The organism is Pseudoalteromonas sp. NFXS39, from assembly GCF_040148775.1.
Classification (GTDB): domain Bacteria; phylum Pseudomonadota; class Gammaproteobacteria; order Enterobacterales; family Alteromonadaceae; genus Pseudoalteromonas; species Pseudoalteromonas apostichopi.
Genome location: NZ_JAGDEC010000001.1, coordinates 287,507 through 307,739 on the forward strand (window position 1 = coordinate 287,507; position 20,233 = coordinate 307,739).

General features: G+C 40.1%; 18 protein-coding genes. 1 reads left to right on the forward strand and 17 read right to left on the reverse strand.

Features of this window, described 5'->3' with window-relative positions:
• Positions 1-4: 4 nt before the first annotated feature.
• The 7 genes from J3455_RS01250 to J3455_RS01280 form a co-directional block, all read right to left on the reverse strand.
• Positions 5-388 carry a DoxX-like family protein gene (locus tag J3455_RS01250; protein ID WP_349560822.1) on the reverse strand — a complete coding sequence of 128 codons (384 nt, stop codon included), beginning with the start codon at positions 386-388 and terminating at the stop codon, positions 5-7.
• Positions 389-437: 49 nt separating this feature from the next.
• Positions 438-854, reverse strand: coding sequence for a DUF805 domain-containing protein (locus J3455_RS01255; protein WP_205987947.1), 417 nt, complete (start codon positions 852-854; stop codon positions 438-440).
• Between the two features lie 189 nt (positions 855-1,043).
• Positions 1,044-1,571, reverse strand: coding sequence for a DUF4240 domain-containing protein (locus J3455_RS01260; RefSeq protein WP_054563820.1), 528 nt, complete (start codon positions 1,569-1,571; stop codon positions 1,044-1,046).
• Positions 1,568-1,762 (reverse strand): YwbE family protein, encoded by a 195-nt coding sequence (locus J3455_RS01265; protein ID WP_130052523.1) that lies wholly within the window; start codon positions 1,760-1,762, stop codon positions 1,568-1,570. Before J3455_RS01265 ends, J3455_RS01260 begins: the two co-directional genes overlap by 4 nt.
• A gap of 59 nt (positions 1,763-1,821) precedes the next feature.
• On the reverse strand, positions 1,822-2,268 hold the full coding sequence (locus J3455_RS01270; protein WP_349560824.1) for a hypothetical protein: 447 nt from the start codon (positions 2,266-2,268) through the stop codon (positions 1,822-1,824).
• A 2-nt stretch (positions 2,269-2,270) separates the two neighbouring features.
• The gene (locus J3455_RS01275) at positions 2,271-2,543 is read right to left on the reverse strand and encodes a hypothetical protein (RefSeq protein ID WP_130052527.1); all 273 of its coding nucleotides are present in this window, start codon (positions 2,541-2,543) and stop codon (positions 2,271-2,273) included.
• Positions 2,536-2,742, reverse strand: a complete 207-nt coding sequence (locus J3455_RS01280; protein ID WP_130052529.1) for a hypothetical protein — start codon at positions 2,740-2,742, stop codon at positions 2,536-2,538. Before J3455_RS01280 ends, J3455_RS01275 begins: the two co-directional genes overlap by 8 nt.
• A gap of 88 nt (positions 2,743-2,830) precedes the next feature.
• On the opposite strand from J3455_RS01280, the gene J3455_RS01285 reads away from it, so the two are divergent.
• Positions 2,831-3,637, forward strand: coding sequence for an ion transporter (locus tag J3455_RS01285; RefSeq protein WP_175580486.1), 807 nt, complete (start codon positions 2,831-2,833; stop codon positions 3,635-3,637).
• A 54-nt stretch (positions 3,638-3,691) separates the two neighbouring features.
• Here the strand turns inward: J3455_RS01285 and J3455_RS01290 are convergent, their stop codons facing one another.
• The 10 genes from J3455_RS01290 to J3455_RS01335 all read right to left on the reverse strand — a co-directional run bounded on the left by J3455_RS01290 (position 3,692) and on the right by J3455_RS01335 (position 20,160).
• Positions 3,692-4,072: a VOC family protein gene (locus J3455_RS01290; RefSeq protein WP_130052532.1), complete on the reverse strand. Its 381-nt coding sequence runs from the start codon at positions 4,070-4,072 to the stop codon at positions 3,692-3,694.
• 399 nt (positions 4,073-4,471) lie between these two features.
• A complete protein-coding gene (locus tag J3455_RS01295) occupies positions 4,472-5,155 on the reverse strand; it encodes a hypothetical protein (RefSeq protein WP_256853840.1) in 684 nt (227 codons plus the stop codon).
• A gap of 327 nt (positions 5,156-5,482) precedes the next feature.
• Entirely contained in the window at positions 5,483-5,917 is a 435-nt protein-coding gene (locus tag J3455_RS01300) for a GNAT family N-acetyltransferase (RefSeq protein ID WP_256853841.1), read from the reverse strand.
• 2 nt (positions 5,918-5,919) lie between these two features.
• A complete protein-coding gene (locus J3455_RS01305) occupies positions 5,920-7,452 on the reverse strand; it encodes an EAL domain-containing protein (protein WP_349560826.1) in 1,533 nt (510 codons plus the stop codon).
• A 105-nt stretch (positions 7,453-7,557) separates the two neighbouring features.
• Positions 7,558-9,516, reverse strand: coding sequence for a methyl-accepting chemotaxis protein (locus J3455_RS01310; RefSeq protein WP_349560828.1), 1,959 nt, complete (start codon positions 9,514-9,516; stop codon positions 7,558-7,560).
• A gap of 283 nt (positions 9,517-9,799) precedes the next feature.
• Positions 9,800-10,411 carry an FMN-binding negative transcriptional regulator gene (locus J3455_RS01315; protein WP_167658887.1) on the reverse strand — a complete coding sequence of 204 codons (612 nt, stop codon included), beginning with the start codon at positions 10,409-10,411 and terminating at the stop codon, positions 9,800-9,802.
• 61 nt (positions 10,412-10,472) lie between these two features.
• Complete coding sequence (gene asd / locus J3455_RS01320; protein ID WP_130052545.1) at positions 10,473-11,615, reverse strand: aspartate-semialdehyde dehydrogenase; 1,143 nt, start codon at positions 11,613-11,615, stop codon at positions 10,473-10,475.
• Between the two features lie 378 nt (positions 11,616-11,993).
• Positions 11,994-12,905: a lipid kinase YegS gene (gene yegS / locus J3455_RS01325; protein ID WP_349560830.1), complete on the reverse strand. Its 912-nt coding sequence runs from the start codon at positions 12,903-12,905 to the stop codon at positions 11,994-11,996.
• Between the two features lie 398 nt (positions 12,906-13,303).
• Positions 13,304-15,994, reverse strand: a complete 2,691-nt coding sequence (locus J3455_RS01330) for a TonB-dependent receptor domain-containing protein (protein ID WP_130052549.1) — start codon at positions 15,992-15,994, stop codon at positions 13,304-13,306.
• Positions 15,995-16,059: 65 nt separating this feature from the next.
• Positions 16,060-20,160: a beta-helix domain-containing protein gene (locus J3455_RS01335; protein WP_349560831.1), complete on the reverse strand. Its 4,101-nt coding sequence runs from the start codon at positions 20,158-20,160 to the stop codon at positions 16,060-16,062.
• Positions 20,161-20,233 lie beyond the last annotated feature (73 nt).

Sequence of the window (20,233 nt, forward strand, 5' to 3'; positions counted from 1 at the left end):
TTTATTACTTTTTTGACGCTTTTTGCTCATTTATAAGCACTAGACTAAACGCGATTATGGCAAGGTTTGTAGTTACAGGATTAAACGCTTCGATTAAAAGTGCGGGCTGTAAAACAGCAACAAACAGCATTAGCCCAACTAAAGCAGCTATATTGAGAATATTGATTAAGATGGAACGGTAGAAAATAAAAAACAGCACGGCAAATATAATTTCACCTATGCCAGCTGCTCGGGTGATGAGCGTTGAGATTTCGGGATTAAAACCAAAACTGGCTGTCATTTTTAGCTCTAGGGGGGCAATGTGAATAAGCTTTGGCATCAGCCCATGATAAAGCCAACTAAAGCTAATTATAAATCGAGCTATTTGAATCGTATTTAAATGCTTCATTAGACAAGTTGGCTTTGTGTGCTCTGTTATTCAGAGCACACAGTATAGCTTATAAGCTAGTAGGTTGACCAAAACGGTTCTCAGCTTCATCACCAGCTAAAAAACCATTTTCAATTAAAGCCCAGATAGGACCAATTAATGGCACAAAACTAATTAGTACCCACCAACCTGATTTATTACGGTCATGCCAGCGTTTCACTTGAATCGCAAGCGAAACCCATATTAGCGGAATATAGAGAATAAGCATGATTACAGAAATAGCAGACTCATTACCACCTGTTAATAGTGCTACTAAAAACATAAGAACAAATGAAGCTAAAATCATACCTAATGCTGAATACCAATAAGTCTTACGAGGAATACGTCCTTTAAAAGAAAACAAAATTTCTTTTATGCTTAAAGTGGTTGTTTCTGTTGATGCTGTAGCGAGGTTTGCTTCTGGGGCTTGATATACATTTTCTGACACTGTCATTTCCTTTGATATGTGTTGTAGCAAACCGATTTAATCTAGTCTGCTGATTTATATTGTAAATAGTGCTGAATTCAGCATTAATAAGATAACACAAAGTGAATGGATTTGGGTACTAAGAAATTACTTAAAAGCCATAGACAAGTAAGTATAAAGACATAAAAAAGCACCCTTAGGTGCTTTTATTTAACTCGGTTGTTGCCAATACTTGGCGTATAAATTTGGGTAGGTTTGTTTTAAAAACTTTGCTTTATCTTTAAAACGTTTACCTTTTGGTTGCTCAAGGCCTGATGGCACAAAGGGTAATTCGTCATCATTACGCTCTTCGTACAACATACCGGCAATCAAGTCGTACTCATCTAAATATGGGTAAGGTTGTTCGTTTAAATGATAAACTGGCGTACACTCAGCAATTGAGTCTGGGTTTTCAAGCGCCTTTAAAAAAGCCTGTTCACCACGTGAAATAAGCCAACATAAAAACTCAGAAAAGCCATAATCATCGTTACAACCGGCCATTACATAAGCTGCACCAAATAAGTCCCAGGTATAGGCTTTACGCATACGTAGGTTAAACTGCTTATCAAATTCCATCAGCTGTTCGTCAGATAAATCAGTCAGTTTTGCTTTTAATGCATTACAAACAGACTCAGGCTCGGCAGTTTTATCTTCGGCGGTCACGAGTTGCCAAAATTCACTTTCGCTTAAAACACTCATGATAAAATCTCTTTCACGCGCCCTACTTGACCATCATCAAGTTGAACTTTAATACCATGCGGGTGATTCGGTGACTTAGTTAAAATACGTGACACTATACCTTGAGTTAACTGACCAGTTCGTTGATCTTGTTTTAATACAATGTTGACTTCGCAGCCAATTGAAATTTGTGAACGCGTAGGCACTGCCATTGCTATATCTCTTTCAATAATTTTTGCCGATTATAGCCATTTGCAGCTGGCTTACCAAATTAAACCTGTTTGATTGGGCTGTTTTTAAGCAGCTCCTTTGGCAATATTTCATTTAAACGTTCAGTAATGGCTTGAGCTTTGCCTTTAATTTGAAAATCGAAGCCTTGGCCGTTGCCATCTAAAATGACAGCTAAATAGTTATCAGCAACTTTCAATTGTGTAATACGGCTCAACTCAAGAGTCTCTACTTGCTCGCCATAATTCACCTGCTTAACCGTGAGGCTTGTGTCTGTTGCTGTGAGTGTTTTACTAAGGGCTGTTTTGGCTACAAACTTTTCTGTATAGCGATAGGCCTGTGCCAAAAAACCGATAGCAAATATAAAACCAGTAAAACTTGAAATAGGTAATGAGTCTGATTGCAAGCTGTACACACCAATAATACAAAACAACACAGCAAGAGCTAGGTTTAACCTAACCATCTGTTTAGGGGTTAAATTTAAATTCATTTTTATTCCTTTAAAAACGCAATTGCTTTTGGATTGATCGCTAAATCTATTGCACTCAATTCTTTGATAATTAGACTGCTAATTAACTGGGTTTGCTCAGCTGTAATCGGCAGCTCTTTACAGTAACAACTTACTCTCAGCGATTGGGGTAGTTTTTTTAGATCAGCAGTATGAGTTAACCATGAAAATTCGTGTACTTGTTCTTTTGCTTGTTCGCACGCTTGCGTTAACGCAACTCGAATAGCCTTATCTTGGCGCTTTTCAGTTTTAGTCATGTTCTGCTTGTTGTTTTTTAAATTCTTCGTAGCCATCTTGCTGGCGCTTTACACACTCATGGTACTCTTTATCTGCCATATGATTGCATTCACTTAAACGCGCCGATTGAATTTCATGATAACGGGCGTCTGAGCTACAAGCTGACAAAAGCACTACAACAGTCGCGATGATGGCCAATTTTAAAGCATTAAAAAACATTAAATTTCCTTTATGTAGTTATACATTGGTGCTGTTTTTTCCTGTATATTGCGTGGGTTTAAATATTATTACCAAAGGGTTCTATATGATGTTGTCGCAGTTACAAGAGCTGTTTCAGCGTATCGATAAAAGTAAAATTTTTCAATCATTTGTTATCGCTGTCATTGTTATTTCAGCACTAACAGTGGGTGCACATACCTATTCATTACATCCTACAGCTGAGCTTGCTTTACATTGGATGGACGTAGGTATCACGGTATTCTTTTTAGTTGAACTAGTGATCCGCTTTATCGCAAGCCGTGGCTTTAAAGATTTTTTCAGCAAAGGTTGGAATATTTTTGATTTCATAATCGTGGTCGGTAGCCTTTATCCTGCAGCTGGATCAACAATTTTTATCGCTCGATTACTGCGTATTTTCCGCGTGCTGCGACTAGTATCTATGATCCCAGAGCTTAGACTGCTGGTTAACTCGCTTTTAAAAGCTATTCCGCAAATGGGCTATATTGCCCTACTTATGTTTGTGATTTTTTATATTTATGCCGCCATGGGTAGCATGCTGTTTGCTGATATAAACCCTGTATTATGGGGCGATGTATCAATTTCTATGCTCACCCTATTTAGGATTGCAACGTTCGAGGATTGGACTGATGTCATGTATGAGACCATGGCTGTGTATGAACTCAGCTGGATTTTCTACCTAACGTTTATCTTCTTAACTGCCTTTATATTTTTAAACATGATGGTGGGTGCAATTTTAGAAGTCATGTCTGAAGAGCATCGCAACGCTCGAGAAGAGCAAACATCTGATGCCGACATGCCTGCAACCAAAGGACAAATTGCTCAGCTACAAGCTGAAATGGCCGAACTAAAACAATTACTGAAAGAAAAGCAGTAACATTTTAAGAGGTTAGTTTTTAGATATTAGGCGCTAGGACCTAGCGCCTTTAATTTATCCTCTTTTTTCTACTTTCCATGGTGGGTTTAAGCGGTTCTCTCCGGCCCAATACAATTTAATTTTATTACCTGATGGGTCTTTTAAAATTGCTTCTTTCCATAAATAACGCTGGGCGGTTGGTGGCTGTTCAAAGTTAATGCCTTTTTCAACAAGGCTTGCGTAGAGCTCATCGAGCTGCTCATGTTCAAAATAAATGACCGCATGATTATTATAATTATCGGTTTCTAATGACAGCGAAAATGTGGCATCACCATCTGGGCATTGAAAGCGTGCGTAATGCGGGGTATCTACAATCTGAATCATTCCCAGTGTTAAGTAAAAAGCCACCGCTTCATCCATATCTTTTACAGGTAACGTCACCTGATTGAGCTTCATTTTCAATTCCAATGTAATTCAATATTCGTTATGTCAGCATATCGCGAACAGCAAATTAAGCAAATTAAGCAAATTAAGCAAATTAAGCAAATTAAGCAAATTAAGCAAATTAAGCAAATTAAGCAAAAGATAAGTTACAAGTTTCAAGGGGAAAGTTAGCAAGCTACAAGATGAAAGTTGCAGGAGGCGTTTTAACGCCGAACAAGTAGCATCGATTTTACATCGCGTCCTAGAGCCTGAATCCTAGCGCCTATTGTTTTCAATCGTAGGCGCGAAACTTGTTTCGCGCGTTTGTTTATAAGAGGCGTTTCAAAGCCAAACATTTATGGTTCACGGCAAAAGCCGTTCCTACATGAAAATGTTCAAGGTTTTGTCGCCATAAATAGCGACTTATAAAGACTAGCCATTGGTAAAAACTAATTGAGATGGGTTGTCTGTTTGAATAAACAAGACTCTTGTCACTGTTGAACCTGATTCATCTTTTGATGTGTTTGTGAAAAGGTAGTTTTCATCAAAAGTACTCAACTTATCAAGATCAAAATCAGAGTTAGCCTCATGGTGAAATGACATAGCACAGACTTTACCTCTACAAGCAAAGTCTTCAGCATAAACGTCGTTTGTGCGAATTTGACTCAACATCTCGAGCAGCTTAACTTCTCTTACTATTGAATTATCGGTTTCTTCTGCACCTCGTACATTATTCAAAAAGTCATGAAATTCAGGAATTGTGATTGTGCCAAATACGCTTTGCTGTTTAATTTGCCCATTATCAGTGATGAATGAATTGGTAACAGATTCTGATGATGAAAAATGTCTATCAGCTAAATTCGTTTGTTGACCTTGCTCTTCACTCACCTTATTACCTTCAAGCTCTGAACTGGCTAATTGTTTAACTTGAATAGTGCTTTGATGTATATCTTTGTTATTTGCCGAGATCACTTCTTTATTAGAATCACTATTAACTTGACTCTCTATTACGGTAGCCGTCACCTCACTATTGTTGCTCGATGAAGTAACCAAATAAGTTATTAGCGAACTGATAGCAATCAAAATTAAAACTGTGAATCCATTTAGTTTAACCATTACTAAAATCCTTTTATTTTTAAACCTTAATCCCCTGAAAATACAATAGATTATTTTGTATGACAAGTAATGATTTTTTAGTTTGTAAGATACGAGAGTAAAGTTTGTAGGAGGCGTTTCAACGCCGAACAAGTAGCAGCGATTTTACATCGCGTCCTAGAGCCTAAATCCTAGAGCCCAATATTTTAAATCGTAGGCGTGAAACTTGTTTCGCGCGTTGTAGGTCGTGCTTTAGCGCGTTAAAAGAGAAGTTAGCAAGCCACAAGGATAAAGTTTGTAGGAGGTATTTTAACGCCGAACATTTATGGTTCATGGCAAAATCCGTTCCTACGGGAGTTTCATGTGCAATATTGGAAATGGTTTGCCCATATCATCTAAAGGTGAGCGTGAGATAACTTTAAACCCCATATGTTGATAAAACCCAACTGCAAGTGGGTTTTGCTCATTGACATCAACTTTGCTTGCATCTAATTGTTCGACTGCATAGTTAAGTAGTGCTTTGCCAATCCCCTCACCTCTGGCAGCATCTAAAATGAACAACATTTCAATTTTGCTATCGTGAACACCAACAAAACCTAAAATTGCTTTCTGTTCATCCTTTATGCACTTCAAAGTAACATTTGGAAAAGCCTGCTCAATGATAATGGGCTTAAAAAAGGCTATGTCGTCTTCTGTTATAAAATCATGTGTCGCTCGAACTGAGTTTTCCCATACACTAAGTAGTTCTGGGAAATCTTCAGTGTTCACACTTTCTATTTTCATTGTCATCCTTGCTGGCCATCCAGTGCTTTATTTAGCTCGGTTAATGGTAAAGACTTATAAAAATACCAACCTTGAATTTGATGATTAGGATTAAAAGCTTTTATGAAGTTATATTCTTCAAACACCTCAACCCCTTCAAAAATGACCAAGCGATTAAGATTTGTAACCAGAGACATAATGGCTAATACCATATCCTGTTTAAATTCATCCGTTATTGATTGTGTTAATATTTTATCAATTTTAATGATGTCGAAGTTAATTTCAGTGAGCCACACAAGGTTAGATACTCCTGTTCCAAAATCATCAAGGGCAATAATAAAGCCATAGTGCTTTGCCCGTGTTGCAAAGTTAGATAACTCTTCAAGTGGCAAACCTATTCGCTCTGTAATTTCTATTTTTACTTGCTGCGGCTTTATTTTATAACCCATACAAAGTTCGTATAGGTTATCTAAATACTCTGAAGTTTTAATTTCGTACGCATTAACATTAATCGCAACTGTGAACTCGGGATCCCTATGTAAAATAGCTGAAAGCTCTGCAAATGCTCTTTTAACTAAGTCATATGCTAAGGTTGAGTACAAGCCTAACTGTTCTGCGATACTTAAGAAAAGTTCAGGTGATACATTTCCATGAACGGCGTCTTTCCATCTAACTAGGCTCTCCACACCAATTATTTTATTATTTTTTAGCTCAATTATTGGTTGGTACTCTAAATATAATTCACCGTTTTTTATAGCTTTACGCAACCTAAACTCGATTGAAGAGTTCTTATCAAAATATGAAATAACAGAATAAGCAATTAAAAAACTTATTAACCCGATTAAACATATAAGTGATGACGAGATAAAAATTGGTAAATAAAGTAGGCCTGGACGATTATTTAGCGTCTCTACGCAGTATTCGAATTTTGAACTGCAAATTTTTAATTCCTGAGAATTTAATAACGTATCCTTTTTGAACTGATACTCAGATTTGTAGTTATGGAAAGTATGGCTCTCATTTTTTGAAATAATTTTATAAGAAAACCCTTTTTCAAGATGGTCAAAACTCTTAAATGGTTCATTAATTGTGAAAGCAATCACGTTGTCTTTTTTTGTTATATCGTATCTAGCTGGAACTGGGAAAATATTCCCTACCTTCGAAGCGAATTGATACCCCGAGGAAGAACTATAAAACTCTCTTGCAAATAAAATTGGAGTTTCAAATTGTCCCCAGTTTGCTGAACAACCGACCTTACCATCAAAAATTAGACCTAAGTCATGAGTGTATTCATATTTTGAAAGAATTATACGTAATGTGTTGATGGAATCAGAGTCACATCTATTAGGAGATAGCGTTGCGACTTCTTGGATAGAAGCCACTATATCATTCGATATATTTTCTGCTTTAGTTAATAGAGATTCAGCAAACTGCTTTTGATGATTTACTTGAAGGTAGCTTATGAGGAGGTGGAGACTCAGCGTAAAAAATAGCATGATAAAAACTATATAAATAGTTTGTTTGTTATTGTTTAGCTGAAATATTTTTCCCTGCATGTTCTACTTTAGGTTTGATAATACCAACATAAAAACTAACCTTTAATCTCTATTTAATCAACAAAAAAGGGACAAGGTTAGTATCCAAGCATAATTTTAACTACTCTAAACTTTAAACTTACCTACTAAATCAGTAAGCGTGTTCGATAATAAGTTTAGTTTCTCTCCGTTGCCTCTTGCACTTTCAGCAATTTCGCTGACATCATCCGCCGCGTTTTTAATCTCTACCACATTACGATTAATGTCTTCAGCTACATGCTGTTGCTCTTCAGCTGCTGTCGCGATTTGTGTATTCAAATCGCTAATATTAACAATTGACGCGGTTATTTCACTAAATTGTTGCTGTGCTGAATGGGCTAACTCAACTGTTTTATTTGTGCGGTTTAAGCTGGTTGTCATTTCTTTTGACACTTGATCAGACATCTTTCGTAAGGAGTCTAATTGGCTTGCAATTTCTTCTGTTGATTCAGATGTTCTTTGTGATAATGCACGAACCTCATCTGCAACAACCGCAAAGCCTCGGCCATGGTCGCCCGCCCTCGCCGCTTCAATTGCCGCATTTAATGCTAATAAATTGGTTTGTTCTGCAATCCCTCTTATTACGCTCAATATCGACATGATGTTTTCACTTTCAGCATCAAGTTGGTTTATATCTTGAGTTGCTTTGGTGATCACTTCAGACAAAGATACAACGCTATCAACAGTCTGAGAAATAACACTTTGTCCAAGCTCTGAGGCTTGTTGAGTTTGCGATGCAAGCTCAGCTGCATTTGCACAACTGGCAGAGACCTCATTAGCAGTCGCTGCCATTTCATTAATCGCTGTGGCCGCCATTTCAAGAGCTTGTTGTTGCTGCGATGTTGAGCCTGACAGTTGTGCGGCCTGTGATGATGTTTGTGCGGAGGTATCACTCACATTTTGAGCGCAATCATTAATTTGCGTAACTAAATCCGATATCAGGTTCAAAAATAAATTAAAGCTGTTTACTAATTTGGCCGTTTCATCACGTGTTTTAATAACCAAACGTTTCGTTAAATCACCACCACCTTGCGATATTTCTGTCAGGCCATCACTTACTTCAACAATAGGTGCTGAAATTAATTTAGAAATGTAGCTAGCAACTAGAATGAATACAGCAATCAGAATTGCACTGATGACTAAAATAGTAATCGTCATTGCATTTGCGGCACTCATCACTTCAGATTTTTCAACTAAGCCTATAAATTTCCAGCCTAGTTTTTGTGAGGTATAAATATTCGCTAAGTAATCTTTACCATTAATGTCTATTTCAAATTGACCATGATTATTCTCAGCGAGCTGCTTGTATTTTCCGTTATTGACTTGTGCTAGCTGCTTAAACCTGTAATCAGCATTTTTAACGTCAACGAGTACATTGCCACTGTCTTCAATCAGCATTAAATAGCCAGTTTCACCAAGTTTAATGTTCGCAATAATATCGGTAAGCCCCTGCAAGGATACATCCATGCCTTGCACACCAATAAACTCGCCCTCTTCTTTAATTGCCTTAACAGTAGAAACAATTACCATGTCATCTACTGCCCAATAATAGGCATTGGTTCTTACTGTTTTACCATTTGCAGCTTTACCTGTTTCGTACCATGGCCTAACTCTTGGGTCATAATTTGCTGTTACTTCACCCTCTGGCCATTGAATATAACCACCTTGTTCATTACCCATGTAGATATAAGCAAGTCCCGGGTGCGTTACGCCAAAGTGATCAAACAAACTAAAAGCGTTTTTTTCGGTGCTACTGCCACTTAAATGATCAAGCATCTCTGCACTAGGTGATTGCATATGGGTTTTAACGCCTTGCTTGGCGTCTAAGATAGCGGTATGAGAAGCAAGGTAATCGACATTTTTCTCAATTTCTGCAAAAAACATACTGATACCATTATCGACTTGTCTGGCTTCTCTTTCACTAAGCTCGGCAAAATTGTCGAGAGCTTGCTGTCTTGTTTGTGTAATTACAAGCGCAGCAATGATGATCAGCGGCAGCGCGATGGCTGATGCAAAAGCGAGCTTTAATTTTTTTGAGATATTCATAGCATACTTCCAACTAGGTACTTAAGAAAATATAGTGAGGCCTTGGAAGTTCAGCAAATAAATAAGTGTTTATTTTTATGGGGCAAAATAGATTGGGCTAATAAAATCAATGTGCAGTTTATGGCTATTTTTATTGTCTATACCCAAAACTTACCTTCATATATATGTCATTTAGTTGACAGGAACATGGAATGTACTAACTTTAGCCTTAGTAATTAACATGCTTTTAACAAAACCATGCTAGGTACTTTCCAACCAATTGGCAGCATTTGCTGGATGCAAATTAGCTGCCTATTCCTACTTCGTGTTTTAGCATATAGCTAAGTAAAGCCTGACAATCAGGGTGTTTATCGGCCTTTAACCCAGCTACAACACCTTGCTGATCCGCCGCCGATTTATGCTGGCCTAACTTTTCTTTTGCCTGAATTGAGTCAAGTTCAATTTTAATGCCTACAATTCCCCGCAGTAACTTTGCTTGATAATCATCTGGTAGCAAACTGGTATCGTTTAAAATACTTGGCTCGTATTGCCTAATTAGCTCATCTAGGCAAGCTAAGGTGTTTTCATCATCAAGATATGCAACCTTACCCTTGGCATGAACCACAGCATAATTCCATGTCGATACAGCAGGCTTTTCTGCATACCATGTCGGAGATATATAACTATGAGGCCCATTAAAAACCACTAATACCCGAGTATTTTGCAAGCTTTTACCATGACCATTTGCCCGTGAAACATGACCATATAAGGTCCCAAACTCGCCCTCATCGGGTTTATAAACTAATGGTAAATGAGTTGCCTCAAACTCACTATCAACCATTAATGCAAAGCTGTAGGTTTTAATAAACTGCGACACTCTTTCGGGTGTCATTTTCCATTTACTAGGCGTGTGCATTACTTTCCTTTAGTGCTAAAAAAGGCCAGCAAGCTGCTAGCCTTAATGTTGAGTTGTGTGATTAATGTTGACCATCAACAATAATGCGTAACATGCGGCGAAGTGGCTCTGCAGCACCCCATAACAGTTGATCACCAACCGTAAACGCGCTGATATATTCAGGGCCCATCGCTAATTTACGAATACGACCAACAGGAATAGACAGTGTGCCAGTTACTTTTACAGGTGTTAAGTCTGTAGCAGAAATGTCACGGTCATTAGGGATCACTTTTACCCACTCATTGTGAGAAGCAAGAATTTCTTCAATTTTCTCAACGCTAATGTCTTTGCGAAGCTTAATTGTCATTGCTTGTGAGTGACAACGCATTGCACCAATGCGAACACATAAGCCATCAACAGGGATAGGTTGTTCGCTGCTGCCTAAAATTTTGTTCGCTTCAACTTGCGCTTTCCACTCTTCTTTACTTTGACCACTTGGCATTGGTACATCAATCCAAGGAATGAGGCTACCTGCTAAAGGCACACCAAACTGGTCTTGCGGTAAATCGCTTGAGGCAATTTTTTCGGTGACTAATTTGTCAATTTCAAGAATAGCAGCGTTAGGATCAGCAAGCTTATCAGCAACGGTTTCGTGAATTGCACCCATTTGTGCAATTAATTCTTTCATGTTGCGAGCACCTGCACCAGAAGCCGCTTGATATGTCATTGGGCTAACCCATTCAATCAAGTCTTGCTCAAATAAACCGCCAAGTGCTAATAACATAAGTGATACGGTACAGTTACCGCCAACATAAGTTTTAACGCCTTGTTCTAGGCCCGCTGTGATAACATCTTTATTTACCGGGTCAAGCACAATAATACTATCGTCACTCATGCGCAGTGCCGATGCAGCATCAATCCAGTAACCTTGCCAACCTGATTCGCGTAATTGCGGGTAAACGGCTTTGGTATAATCACCGCCTTGGCAAGTGACAATAATATCCATCTTTGCAAGCTCAGAAATATCATTGGCATCTAAAAGCGGTTTAGCTGGGCCAGCAAGATCAGGACCTAATTGACCGGTTTGAGAGGTGGTGAAAAAAGTCGTGTCGATATTAGAAAAATCATTTTCTTGCTGCATACGTTCTAATAACACAGAGCCAACCATGCCCCGCCAACCGACTAATCCTACTTTTTTCATTGTTTGTTCCACTGTTTGATTCATTCAAATTACCTAAACTGTTAAAAATTAAAGTCCATTGCGTGAGAATTTAATTTTTACAGAAGTAATCTAGCATTGCGGCCCAAGCAAAACCAGCGCAAACCGAGTAACATCAAAATTTTTCATCATCGTTTATTAGGGCGTGCTAACCTTTGTGGATTGAAATTTGTTCACTCTAGGGGCGATTTAATCGCGGCGCGAGATTTGTAACCTAGTGGGCTAAGTAAAAATCGAGCAACAAAGAGTTAATCGCCCCTAGGAAGAACCCGAAGGGCACCGCGTGTTTGGCATTGATGCTGCGTTATCGCCTATTTATGTGGAACAACCACACTACACAGGCTCTGCCTTGCCTAAATACCAAACACACTGCTGCAAAATCAATCATAAAAGGTCAGCACGCCCTAGCATCGGACAAGCGTCTGGCAATACCAAGTTCAGCGCCCCTGCATGTACTTTAAAACTTTGTTGTTTTGATGTTATTGGCTCGCCATCTAAGTTTATAGGCATTTCTGTTTGTGTTTGCCATTCAAGCCAAGGCACTTGAAAGCGTTTTACCCACTTTTGTGATGAATTAGGGTAGTTGCTTAGCTCTTCGATAACCGCCGGCACATCTGAAATTGCAAATGATGTAAACGCCACTAAATCAACCAAGCCATCATTTATGTATGCATGTGGCGCAAGTAGCTGACCACCACCCGCTTGGCGACCATTACACACGGCAGCAGCAATAATATCGCCCGAAGCACGCTCACCATCAGGCAGTGTTAACTCGCCACTGTAAGGTACAAAACTAAGCGCTTGTACAAGCCCTGCCAATGTATATGCGCCACCTCCTAGTATGTTCTTAAGTGCAGGCGGTGTTGTAGCGGTAATTTTAGCCCCAAAACCAGCACTGGCTACGTTCACAAAGTAACGCTCATCAACCTCTACCGTATCAATTGCATGCGGCTGACCATTGGCGGCAAGTTTAAGTGCTGGCAAGTACCCGTGAGGAATGTGGGCGGCTGTGGCAAAGTCATTCGCCGTGCCCATAGGTAAAATAGCAAGCTCTAAACGCTGTGATTTTTCTAACTTCATTAATGCATTAACTGCTTCATTAACGGTGCCATCGCCACCAGCCACAACAACACGTTTTACGCCTTCTGCTACGGCTTCATTAATAAAGCGTTCAATGTCACCTCCTTCATAGGTAACACGCACCGTAAGAGGCTCAATGGTTCGAAATTTACCGATGGCGTCACGAAGCTGCTCATCTGCCGCTTTTTTGCCATTTATAATTAACCGTAAGTCCATTTTAAATCCCTGTTTAAACACTTATAACTACCATAACACGCAATGGTTTAATATACCCAAACTACCTCAAGATGCGAGTTTCAGTTGGAATTAAAAGCGATTTAGGCAAGGCATTGATTGCAAGTAATAGTGGTTCTATTGTTAAAATCAATAACGCAGTATAAATCGCTTTTAAACCAACCCTTTGGGCGCTTCACAGGCACTTACTCTCATCGTTGTTACTTCTTAAAAGGGACTGCTTGCAAAGTAACGCCTTGATATTAAGCACCTGTGAAACGCTGAATTCTGCATCTTGAGGTGGTTTGGGTATAGACAATACAGAAACAAAAAAGCCCTGCTATTGCAGGGCTAAATCAACGTTAGGATTTATTATTGTATCCTTCCTTGGGGGAGTTTCATTAAAACTCGTAGCTGAAGCCTAAGCTAAACTTAGTGCCTTCTTCTTTCTTCCAAAGTGATAAACCTTCTTGTTCAATTTCTTTATCTTGACCAAGGATGTTTTCAATTTTGAACTTAACTTTTGTATTGAAGTTCGGGAAGTAAGAATAAACTAAATCAAGCGAATGGAATGGCTTCTCTTCTGCATCTTCGTTACCGCGAGTACCCGGTACAATAATACGCGGACCAAACACGTTATAAACAAGTGATGTTGAATGGAAACCATCAGCTGAGTCATAACCCATCTGCAAGTTTGCTACCCACTCAGAGTGACCCACTAAACGGCGCTCATCGTTAGTAACAATGTTAGACACTGTATCTGCATCAAGTGCATCTTTTAATTGCTGCTCAAACAACGAATCAACACCGTCAGAATCATCAATGCCTAGTTTCACACTTGAATCAGATAGCGTAACGTTACCCGACAAAAATACACTCGACCAGTCAGCACTGATAAAGCTAAAATCAGTTAAGAAATCAACCTCAATACCGGTTAACTCACCTGATTCAGCATTAGCAGTTAATAACTGTGGTGCCGCACCACCAACACCCGCAAGCTCTACCATTTCAATAGGGTTAGTAATGTCTTTGTAGAACAATGCAACTGATAGGTTATTACCTGATGCCATATACCATTCAAAACGGAAATCAGCATTTTTAAGTTTTGAACTTTGTAATGTCGGTGAACCACGAACAAGGAATTCCGTTAACGGGTCAACGAAGAAAGTAGAGCTAACATCACGCATATCTGGACGAATCGTTGTCTCGCTTAAATTTAAACGAAATTGCATTTCTTCATCCATGATATAAGTCACAGCTAAAGATGGATAAAAGTCATCTTCTTTGATAGCTACTTCAGCTAACTCATCAGTTGTCGCATCAAACAAATTACTATGCGCCTTAAATGGCACTGATACTTGCGCAAAATCTTCCCAACGAACACCACCAGTAATACGCCAAGTGTTGTCGATGAAGTAGTCAGCCATAAAGTAATAAGCATCTAGCTTATGTGCCGCACTGTATTTATCACCGTCAGTTGTTCTGTCGTCGAAAATACCTGAACCCGTTGAACTTGCATAGAAAGCATCATTATTGATGTTATCGTAAGCGAAAATTTCATCTAAGCGTGAGCCAAATGAATAATCATCTGAAATACCACGGTGTGTAATACCGAATGTCGTATTATTTGCGTTACGTGTTTTCTCAGAGAAGTCGCCACCCACTTTTAGCTCAAGCTCATAGCCTTCACCATAAAATGGCATACCCATGTTCCAACCCCAGGTATCAACTTCGTCATGAAGAACTTGGAATTCACGTGTCACGTTAGTTGCAGAAACGTCCTGTAATTGCTCAGATACAAACGCCCCATCGTCATAGTTACGTTGGAAAACAGCATCTACACCACCTGGTGCATCACGGTTTGCACGGCTTGTACCGGCATACCAATCAACAAACAAGTTGTTAAAATCAATAAAGTTGTGGGTGCCTTTTAATTGGCTAGAGAACATTTCACGCTCTTCATACACGACATCAACACGGCGAAGATCACGAACACCTTCTTCCGTTTCGTTGGCATCATAGAAATTACGATTACGAACACGGTCACGCATGTCATGCAGGGCAATATTAGTCAGTTCAATTTTATGGTTTGAATTAAACTCATAACCAATATTGAATGTCCCACTCCAACGCACATTTTGTTCAGTCGATGTACCATCGTAATACTGAGCAAAACACTTGTCTTCACACCCTAAGCTGCCAAGGTTGGTGCCACTTTTCTCTTGCGCTACTTCCCACTCATTTTCATAAGAAACAGCAGCAAGTACACCAAATGTGCCCATTTCACTTTCAAAGCGATCGCCTAGTGAAACTGAAAAGCTCATTTCAGGATCAACGTCTTTTTCAGTTGCTGAAATATTCCAGTCAAGAGCCGACATCAATGCTTGGCGCTCAGCCAATGTTGTATTGATATCACCCTCAAGGCCAGCACCATAAAAGGCATCGATGAACTCACTTGGTAACGCGCGAGTTCCATCGTCACGTCCCATCCAGTCATCATCACCACCTTCATAGAAGTAGCCTGTATCACTGTTATTGGTGTTATAAGAAGTACCAATATCGACTTTAAATAAAAAATCAGTCGGAATTGATTTGGTTCTAATATTTACGTTACCACCACCAAAATGCGCTGGCATATCGGGTGAAAACGATTTTTGAACACTAAGACTTTCAATAATATCTGATGGAAATAAGTCAAGCGGTACAACTGAGCGAGTTGGATCAGGGCTTGGTACATACATGCTATTAAGCTGAGTACTCGAATATCGCTCACCTAAACCACGAACATAAATGAACTTGCCATCAACAAGTGTCAAACCTGTTACACGACGAAGTGCCGATGCAGCATCGCCATCACCAGTACGAGAGATTTGCTCTGCACCCATGATATCAGCAACGAAAGCTTGATTTTGACGCTCTTGAAGAACCGCGCCAGCACTCCCTTTTAAACGCTGTCCTACAGCAACCACTTCTTCAATTTCTTGTGCTTCATCCGCTGCATAGGCAGTATTCACTGATAAGCCAACTAATGCTGCAAGCACTGCGTGGTTTATCTTTGAACGCACAAGTTTAGAGGGGGTAAAAGATTTCATTATTATACTCCGAAAACAAAACTAGAAGCTGGCCGGGGTCGCCCCCGACCATGGATTAGAAGGGCTTAGTTAAGACCTACTTTTACCCAACCTGCTGTCCAGTCTGTTTGCGCATCCATTGCACCGATGTAATCTACTTGGTCAAAGAAGCTATTTAGGCTTGAAGCATCGAAACCGCTACCAAGTAATGCTGATTCTGCACTTGGTTGATAACCGTTGTCGCTAAGACCTAACATCGCTGCGTCCATAATAGAGTTACCTTCTTGGCCTTCGAACCAAGATTGAACATTACCAGTACCAATTGCTTGGCTTGAGAAGTTGTTATCTGCTGCGCATGCAACCACTGAGTGACTGATAGTAAGTGAGCCATCTTCAGCGCGTGGAGCTGAATCTGCGCCAACTCGTAAGCAGTTTTTATAACCTTCACCACCTGTCACTACTACATTTTTAAGCATACCCGCAGTACCTGCACGTAAACGGATACCGTTTACACCATCTGCACCGATGATAGTTACGTTAGAGATAGTAGGTGTTGTTAAAGGTGATGCATCTGAATCAAACTCTGAGTTATCAGCTTCAATTGCATTATCACCTTCTGAAGAAGACTGTTTGATTAATACGTATTGTGCATTACCAGTCCAACCGAATGACCAATCAAGAGAATCATCACCAATGTTTGTCAGTACTAAGTGGCTAATGCTTGCAGTACCACCAAAGAACTCAACACCGTCGTCAAGGTTTTCGTGAACGTGGATATAATCAAGTTCAGTTTGGCTACCAACGCCAGCTAGTGAGATACCATTAAGCTCATCACCGTTACCTAGTGTTTTACCTGCTTGCTTTACAACAACATACTTAAGCGTACCTGAGTTATCTTCTGGTTGGTTACCACCGAATTGACCTGCATCACCTTCAGCTGCAACACCACAGTTTGCAAGTTCATCTGCTGTTGTTTCACCCACTTGGTCACCACAAGAGTTAGCTGGTGCGTTACCAAGAAGCACTACACCACCCCATTGACCAATACCTGTTTCAGCACCTGTCATATCTTGGATTGATGTCATAACGATTGGTTGAGTTGCTGTACCTACTGCCTCAATCTTAGAGTCACGACGCACAACTAAGAAGTCATCACCGTTTTCACCGATTAGTGTTGTACCAAATTGAACATAAAGAGTTGCACTATCAGTTCGGTCACCACCCACTGCTGTACGACCTTTTAATATCCAGTGAGCATCGTTAGTTAATGTCACGTCAGATGTGAACACAACATCTTGTGCTAACTGATACACTGGCTTATCGGTAATTTGTGGGAAGCTAGCAGAAACATCAGTCGCTAGACCTTGTTCCATTGCGTTAGTGATATCTTCAGGGAAGCTTGGGTTAACAGCAACTGTCCAACCTTCCATCCAGTTATTGTCACCGTCAAATGCACCAATGTAGCTTGTTTTAGTGAAGAATGGGTCAAGGTCTGACGCATCAACACCTGCACCTAATAGCGGAGAGTTTGATTTAGGCGTGAAACCATCTGTTGCTAAGTTTAATGTCGCTGCTGTAAGTGTTTGGTTACCTGTTTGACCTTCGAACCAAGACTGAACATTACCAGAACCAATTGCTTCAGAACCGAAGTTATTGTCTGCACTACATGCTACAACTGAGTTCTCGATAGAAAGCTCACCAGACTCAGCATTTGCTACAGAGTCAGAACCTACACGTAAACAGTTTTTGTAACCTTCAGGGCCTGTCACAACCATGTTACGGATAACACCAGCCGTACCTGCACGAAGACGAACACCGTTTTTACCGTCAGCACCAACAATCGTTACGTTTGAAAGTAGTGGCTTAGTTAATGGTGTAGCGTTTGAATCGAATTCTGAGTTATCTGCTTCGATTGCATTGTCACCTTCAACAGATGATTGTTGGATATAAACGTTTTGTGCACGACCTGTCCAACCAAATGACCAGTCAAACGCGTCATCACCAATATCAGTTAGCACAACGTTACGAACGTTGACAGTACCACCGAAGAACTCGATACCATCATCAAGGTTTTGGTGTACTTGGATGTATTCAACTTTTGTTTTAGAACCAACACCAGCGAATGAAATGCCATTTAGCTCATCGCCATTCCCCAATGTTTTACCTGCGTGTTTAACGACAACATAACGAACAACACCCGAGTTGTCTTCTGCATCGTCACCACCAAATTGACCTGCATCACCTTCAGCTGCAACACCACAGTTTGCTAGCTCTTCAGGTGTTGTTTCACCTTGTTGGTCACCACACGAGTTAGCCGGTGCATTACCAAGTAATACTAAACCACCCCATTGACCGATGCCTGTTTCTGCACCTGTCATATCTTGGATAGAAGTCATTGTGATTGGTGCTGTTGCATTACCATTAGCGTTAATTTGCGAACCACGGCGAACAACTAAGAAGTCATCACCTGTTTCACCGATTAATGTCGTACCCGCTTGAACATATAATGTTGCGCTATCAGTACGGTCACCACCGACTGCTGTACGACCGTTTAAGATCCAGTGAGCGTCATTTGTTAATGTTACATCTGCAGTGAAAGTTGTATCTTCAGCTAAACGATACACTGGCTTATCAGTGATTTGTGGGAATTCAGATGAAACGTCTGTCGCAAGACCTTGCGCCATTCCATTTTCAATATCAGTTGGGAAACCGCCATTGATAGCAACAGTCCAACCTTCCATCCAGTTATTTGTTGCGCTAAACGCACCGATTTGACCATTCGCTAATAATGGTGAGCCTGCTAAAGGCATATAACCATTATCATCTAGCATTAAATCTGCAGGTGTAAGAGTTTGGTTACCGTCTTGGCCTTCAAACCACGCTTGTACAGTACCACCATTAATTGTTTCGCTACCGAAATTATTCGCAGCTGTTTGACAAGCAACAATTGAGTTAGTGATAGTTAGTGAACCGTCTTCTGCACGAGGAACTGAATCAGAACCAACACGTAAACAGTTTTCGTACGTTGCAGGGCCTGTAACGAAAACGTTTTTCAGCATACCTGCAGTACCTGCACGTAGACGAATACCATTGTTACCTTCAGCACCCACGATTGTTACGTTTTCAATGGTAGGGTTAGTCAGTGGTGTAGCGTCTGAATCAAACTCAGAGTTGTCAGCTTCAATCGCGTTATCACCTAAGTTCGCAGCTTGTTGAATGTATACGTTTTTCGCCGTACCAGTCCAACCAAAAGACCAATCTAGTGAGTCATCACCAATACTTGTAAGTACCACGTTGCTTACGTTTACTGTACCACCAAAGAACTCAATACCATCATCTAAGTTTTCGTGTACTTGAATGTAGTCAACAGTTGTATCAGAACCAACACCGGCAAATGAAATACCGTTTAACTCATCACCATTACCCAGAGTTTTACCAGCATGTTTAACAACTAAGTATTTCAATGTACCTGAGTTATCATCTGCAACGTTACCACCGAATTGACCTGCATCACCTTCAGCTGCAACACCACAGTTTGCAAGTTCGTCTGCAGTTGCTTCGCCTTCTTGGTCACCACATGAGTTTGCAGGTGCATTACCAAGAAGAACTAAACCACCCCACTGACCGATAGACGTTTCAACATTAGTCACATCTTGAATAGAAGTCATTGTGATTGGTTGGCTTACAGTACCTACCGATTCGATTTGTGAACCGCGACGAACAACTAAGAAATCATCACCCGATTCGCCAATTAATGTAGTACCTTGTTGGATATAAAGAACAGTATTATCTGTACGGTCGTTTCCAACCGCTGTGCGACCATTTAAAATCCAATGAGCGTCATTTGTTAACGTTACATCTGCAGTGAATGTCGTATCTGCTTTTAAACGGTAAACTGGTTTATCTGTAATCGTTGGGAATTCTGAAGAAACATCTGTTGCTAAACCTTGTGTTAAGGCATTTTCGATGTCAGTTGGGAAACCAGTTGTCGCATTTTGAGAATCATCACGACCTGACTGATCGCCGCCGTTATCACCATTGTCACCACCATTATCGATGATATTAGTGATGTTATCGCCTTCATTTACAGTGGTGTCGCCTTCTTTAACGACTAAATCACCACCACAACCAGCTAAAGAAACTGCAGCAGCTACCAGACTAACTTTAAATAAGTCAGATAATTTCATTGTTCACTCCGTTAAGATAGATATTTAATTATTGTGTTAGCGCATAAACTCAAGTCACCGAAAAGCACTGAAA

What these genes read in the sequence shown, in the direction of transcription:
- J3455_RS01300 (WP_256853841.1), bottom strand. Translation starts at nt 5,917, where the DNA reads ATGAAAATAGAAAGTGTGAACACTGAAGATTTCCCAGAACTACTTAGT.
- J3455_RS01335 (WP_349560831.1), bottom strand. Translation starts at nt 20,160, where the DNA reads ATGAAATTATCTGACTTATTTAAAGTTAGTCTGGTAGCTGCTGCAGTT.
- J3455_RS01295 (WP_256853840.1), bottom strand. Translation starts at nt 5,155, where the DNA reads ATGGTTAAACTAAATGGATTCACAGTTTTAATTTTGATTGCTATCAGT.
- J3455_RS01310 (WP_349560828.1), bottom strand. Translation starts at nt 9,516, where the DNA reads ATGAATATCTCAAAAAAATTAAAGCTCGCTTTTGCATCAGCCATCGCG.
- J3455_RS01250 (WP_349560822.1), bottom strand. Translation starts at nt 388, where the DNA reads ATGAAGCATTTAAATACGATTCAAATAGCTCGATTTATAATTAGCTTT.
- J3455_RS01275 (WP_130052527.1), bottom strand. Translation starts at nt 2,543, where the DNA reads ATGACTAAAACTGAAAAGCGCCAAGATAAGGCTATTCGAGTTGCGTTA.
- J3455_RS01285 (WP_175580486.1), top strand. Translation starts at nt 2,831, where the DNA reads ATGTTGTCGCAGTTACAAGAGCTGTTTCAGCGTATCGATAAAAGTAAA.
- J3455_RS01315 (WP_167658887.1), bottom strand. Translation starts at nt 10,411, where the DNA reads ATGCACACGCCTAGTAAATGGAAAATGACACCCGAAAGAGTGTCGCAG.
- J3455_RS01330 (WP_130052549.1), bottom strand. Translation starts at nt 15,994, where the DNA reads ATGAAATCTTTTACCCCCTCTAAACTTGTGCGTTCAAAGATAAACCAC.
- J3455_RS01260 (WP_054563820.1), bottom strand. Translation starts at nt 1,571, where the DNA reads ATGAGTGTTTTAAGCGAAAGTGAATTTTGGCAACTCGTGACCGCCGAA.
- J3455_RS01265 (WP_130052523.1), bottom strand. Translation starts at nt 1,762, where the DNA reads ATGGCAGTGCCTACGCGTTCACAAATTTCAATTGGCTGCGAAGTCAAC.
- J3455_RS01270 (WP_349560824.1), bottom strand. Translation starts at nt 2,268, where the DNA reads ATGAATTTAAATTTAACCCCTAAACAGATGGTTAGGTTAAACCTAGCT.
- J3455_RS01305 (WP_349560826.1), bottom strand. Translation starts at nt 7,452, where the DNA reads ATGCAGGGAAAAATATTTCAGCTAAACAATAACAAACAAACTATTTAT.
- asd (WP_130052545.1), bottom strand. Translation starts at nt 11,615, where the DNA reads ATGAATCAAACAGTGGAACAAACAATGAAAAAAGTAGGATTAGTCGGT.
- J3455_RS01280 (WP_130052529.1), bottom strand. Translation starts at nt 2,742, where the DNA reads ATGTTTTTTAATGCTTTAAAATTGGCCATCATCGCGACTGTTGTAGTG.
- J3455_RS01290 (WP_130052532.1), bottom strand. Translation starts at nt 4,072, where the DNA reads ATGAAGCTCAATCAGGTGACGTTACCTGTAAAAGATATGGATGAAGCG.
- yegS (WP_349560830.1), bottom strand. Translation starts at nt 12,905, where the DNA reads ATGGACTTACGGTTAATTATAAATGGCAAAAAAGCGGCAGATGAGCAG.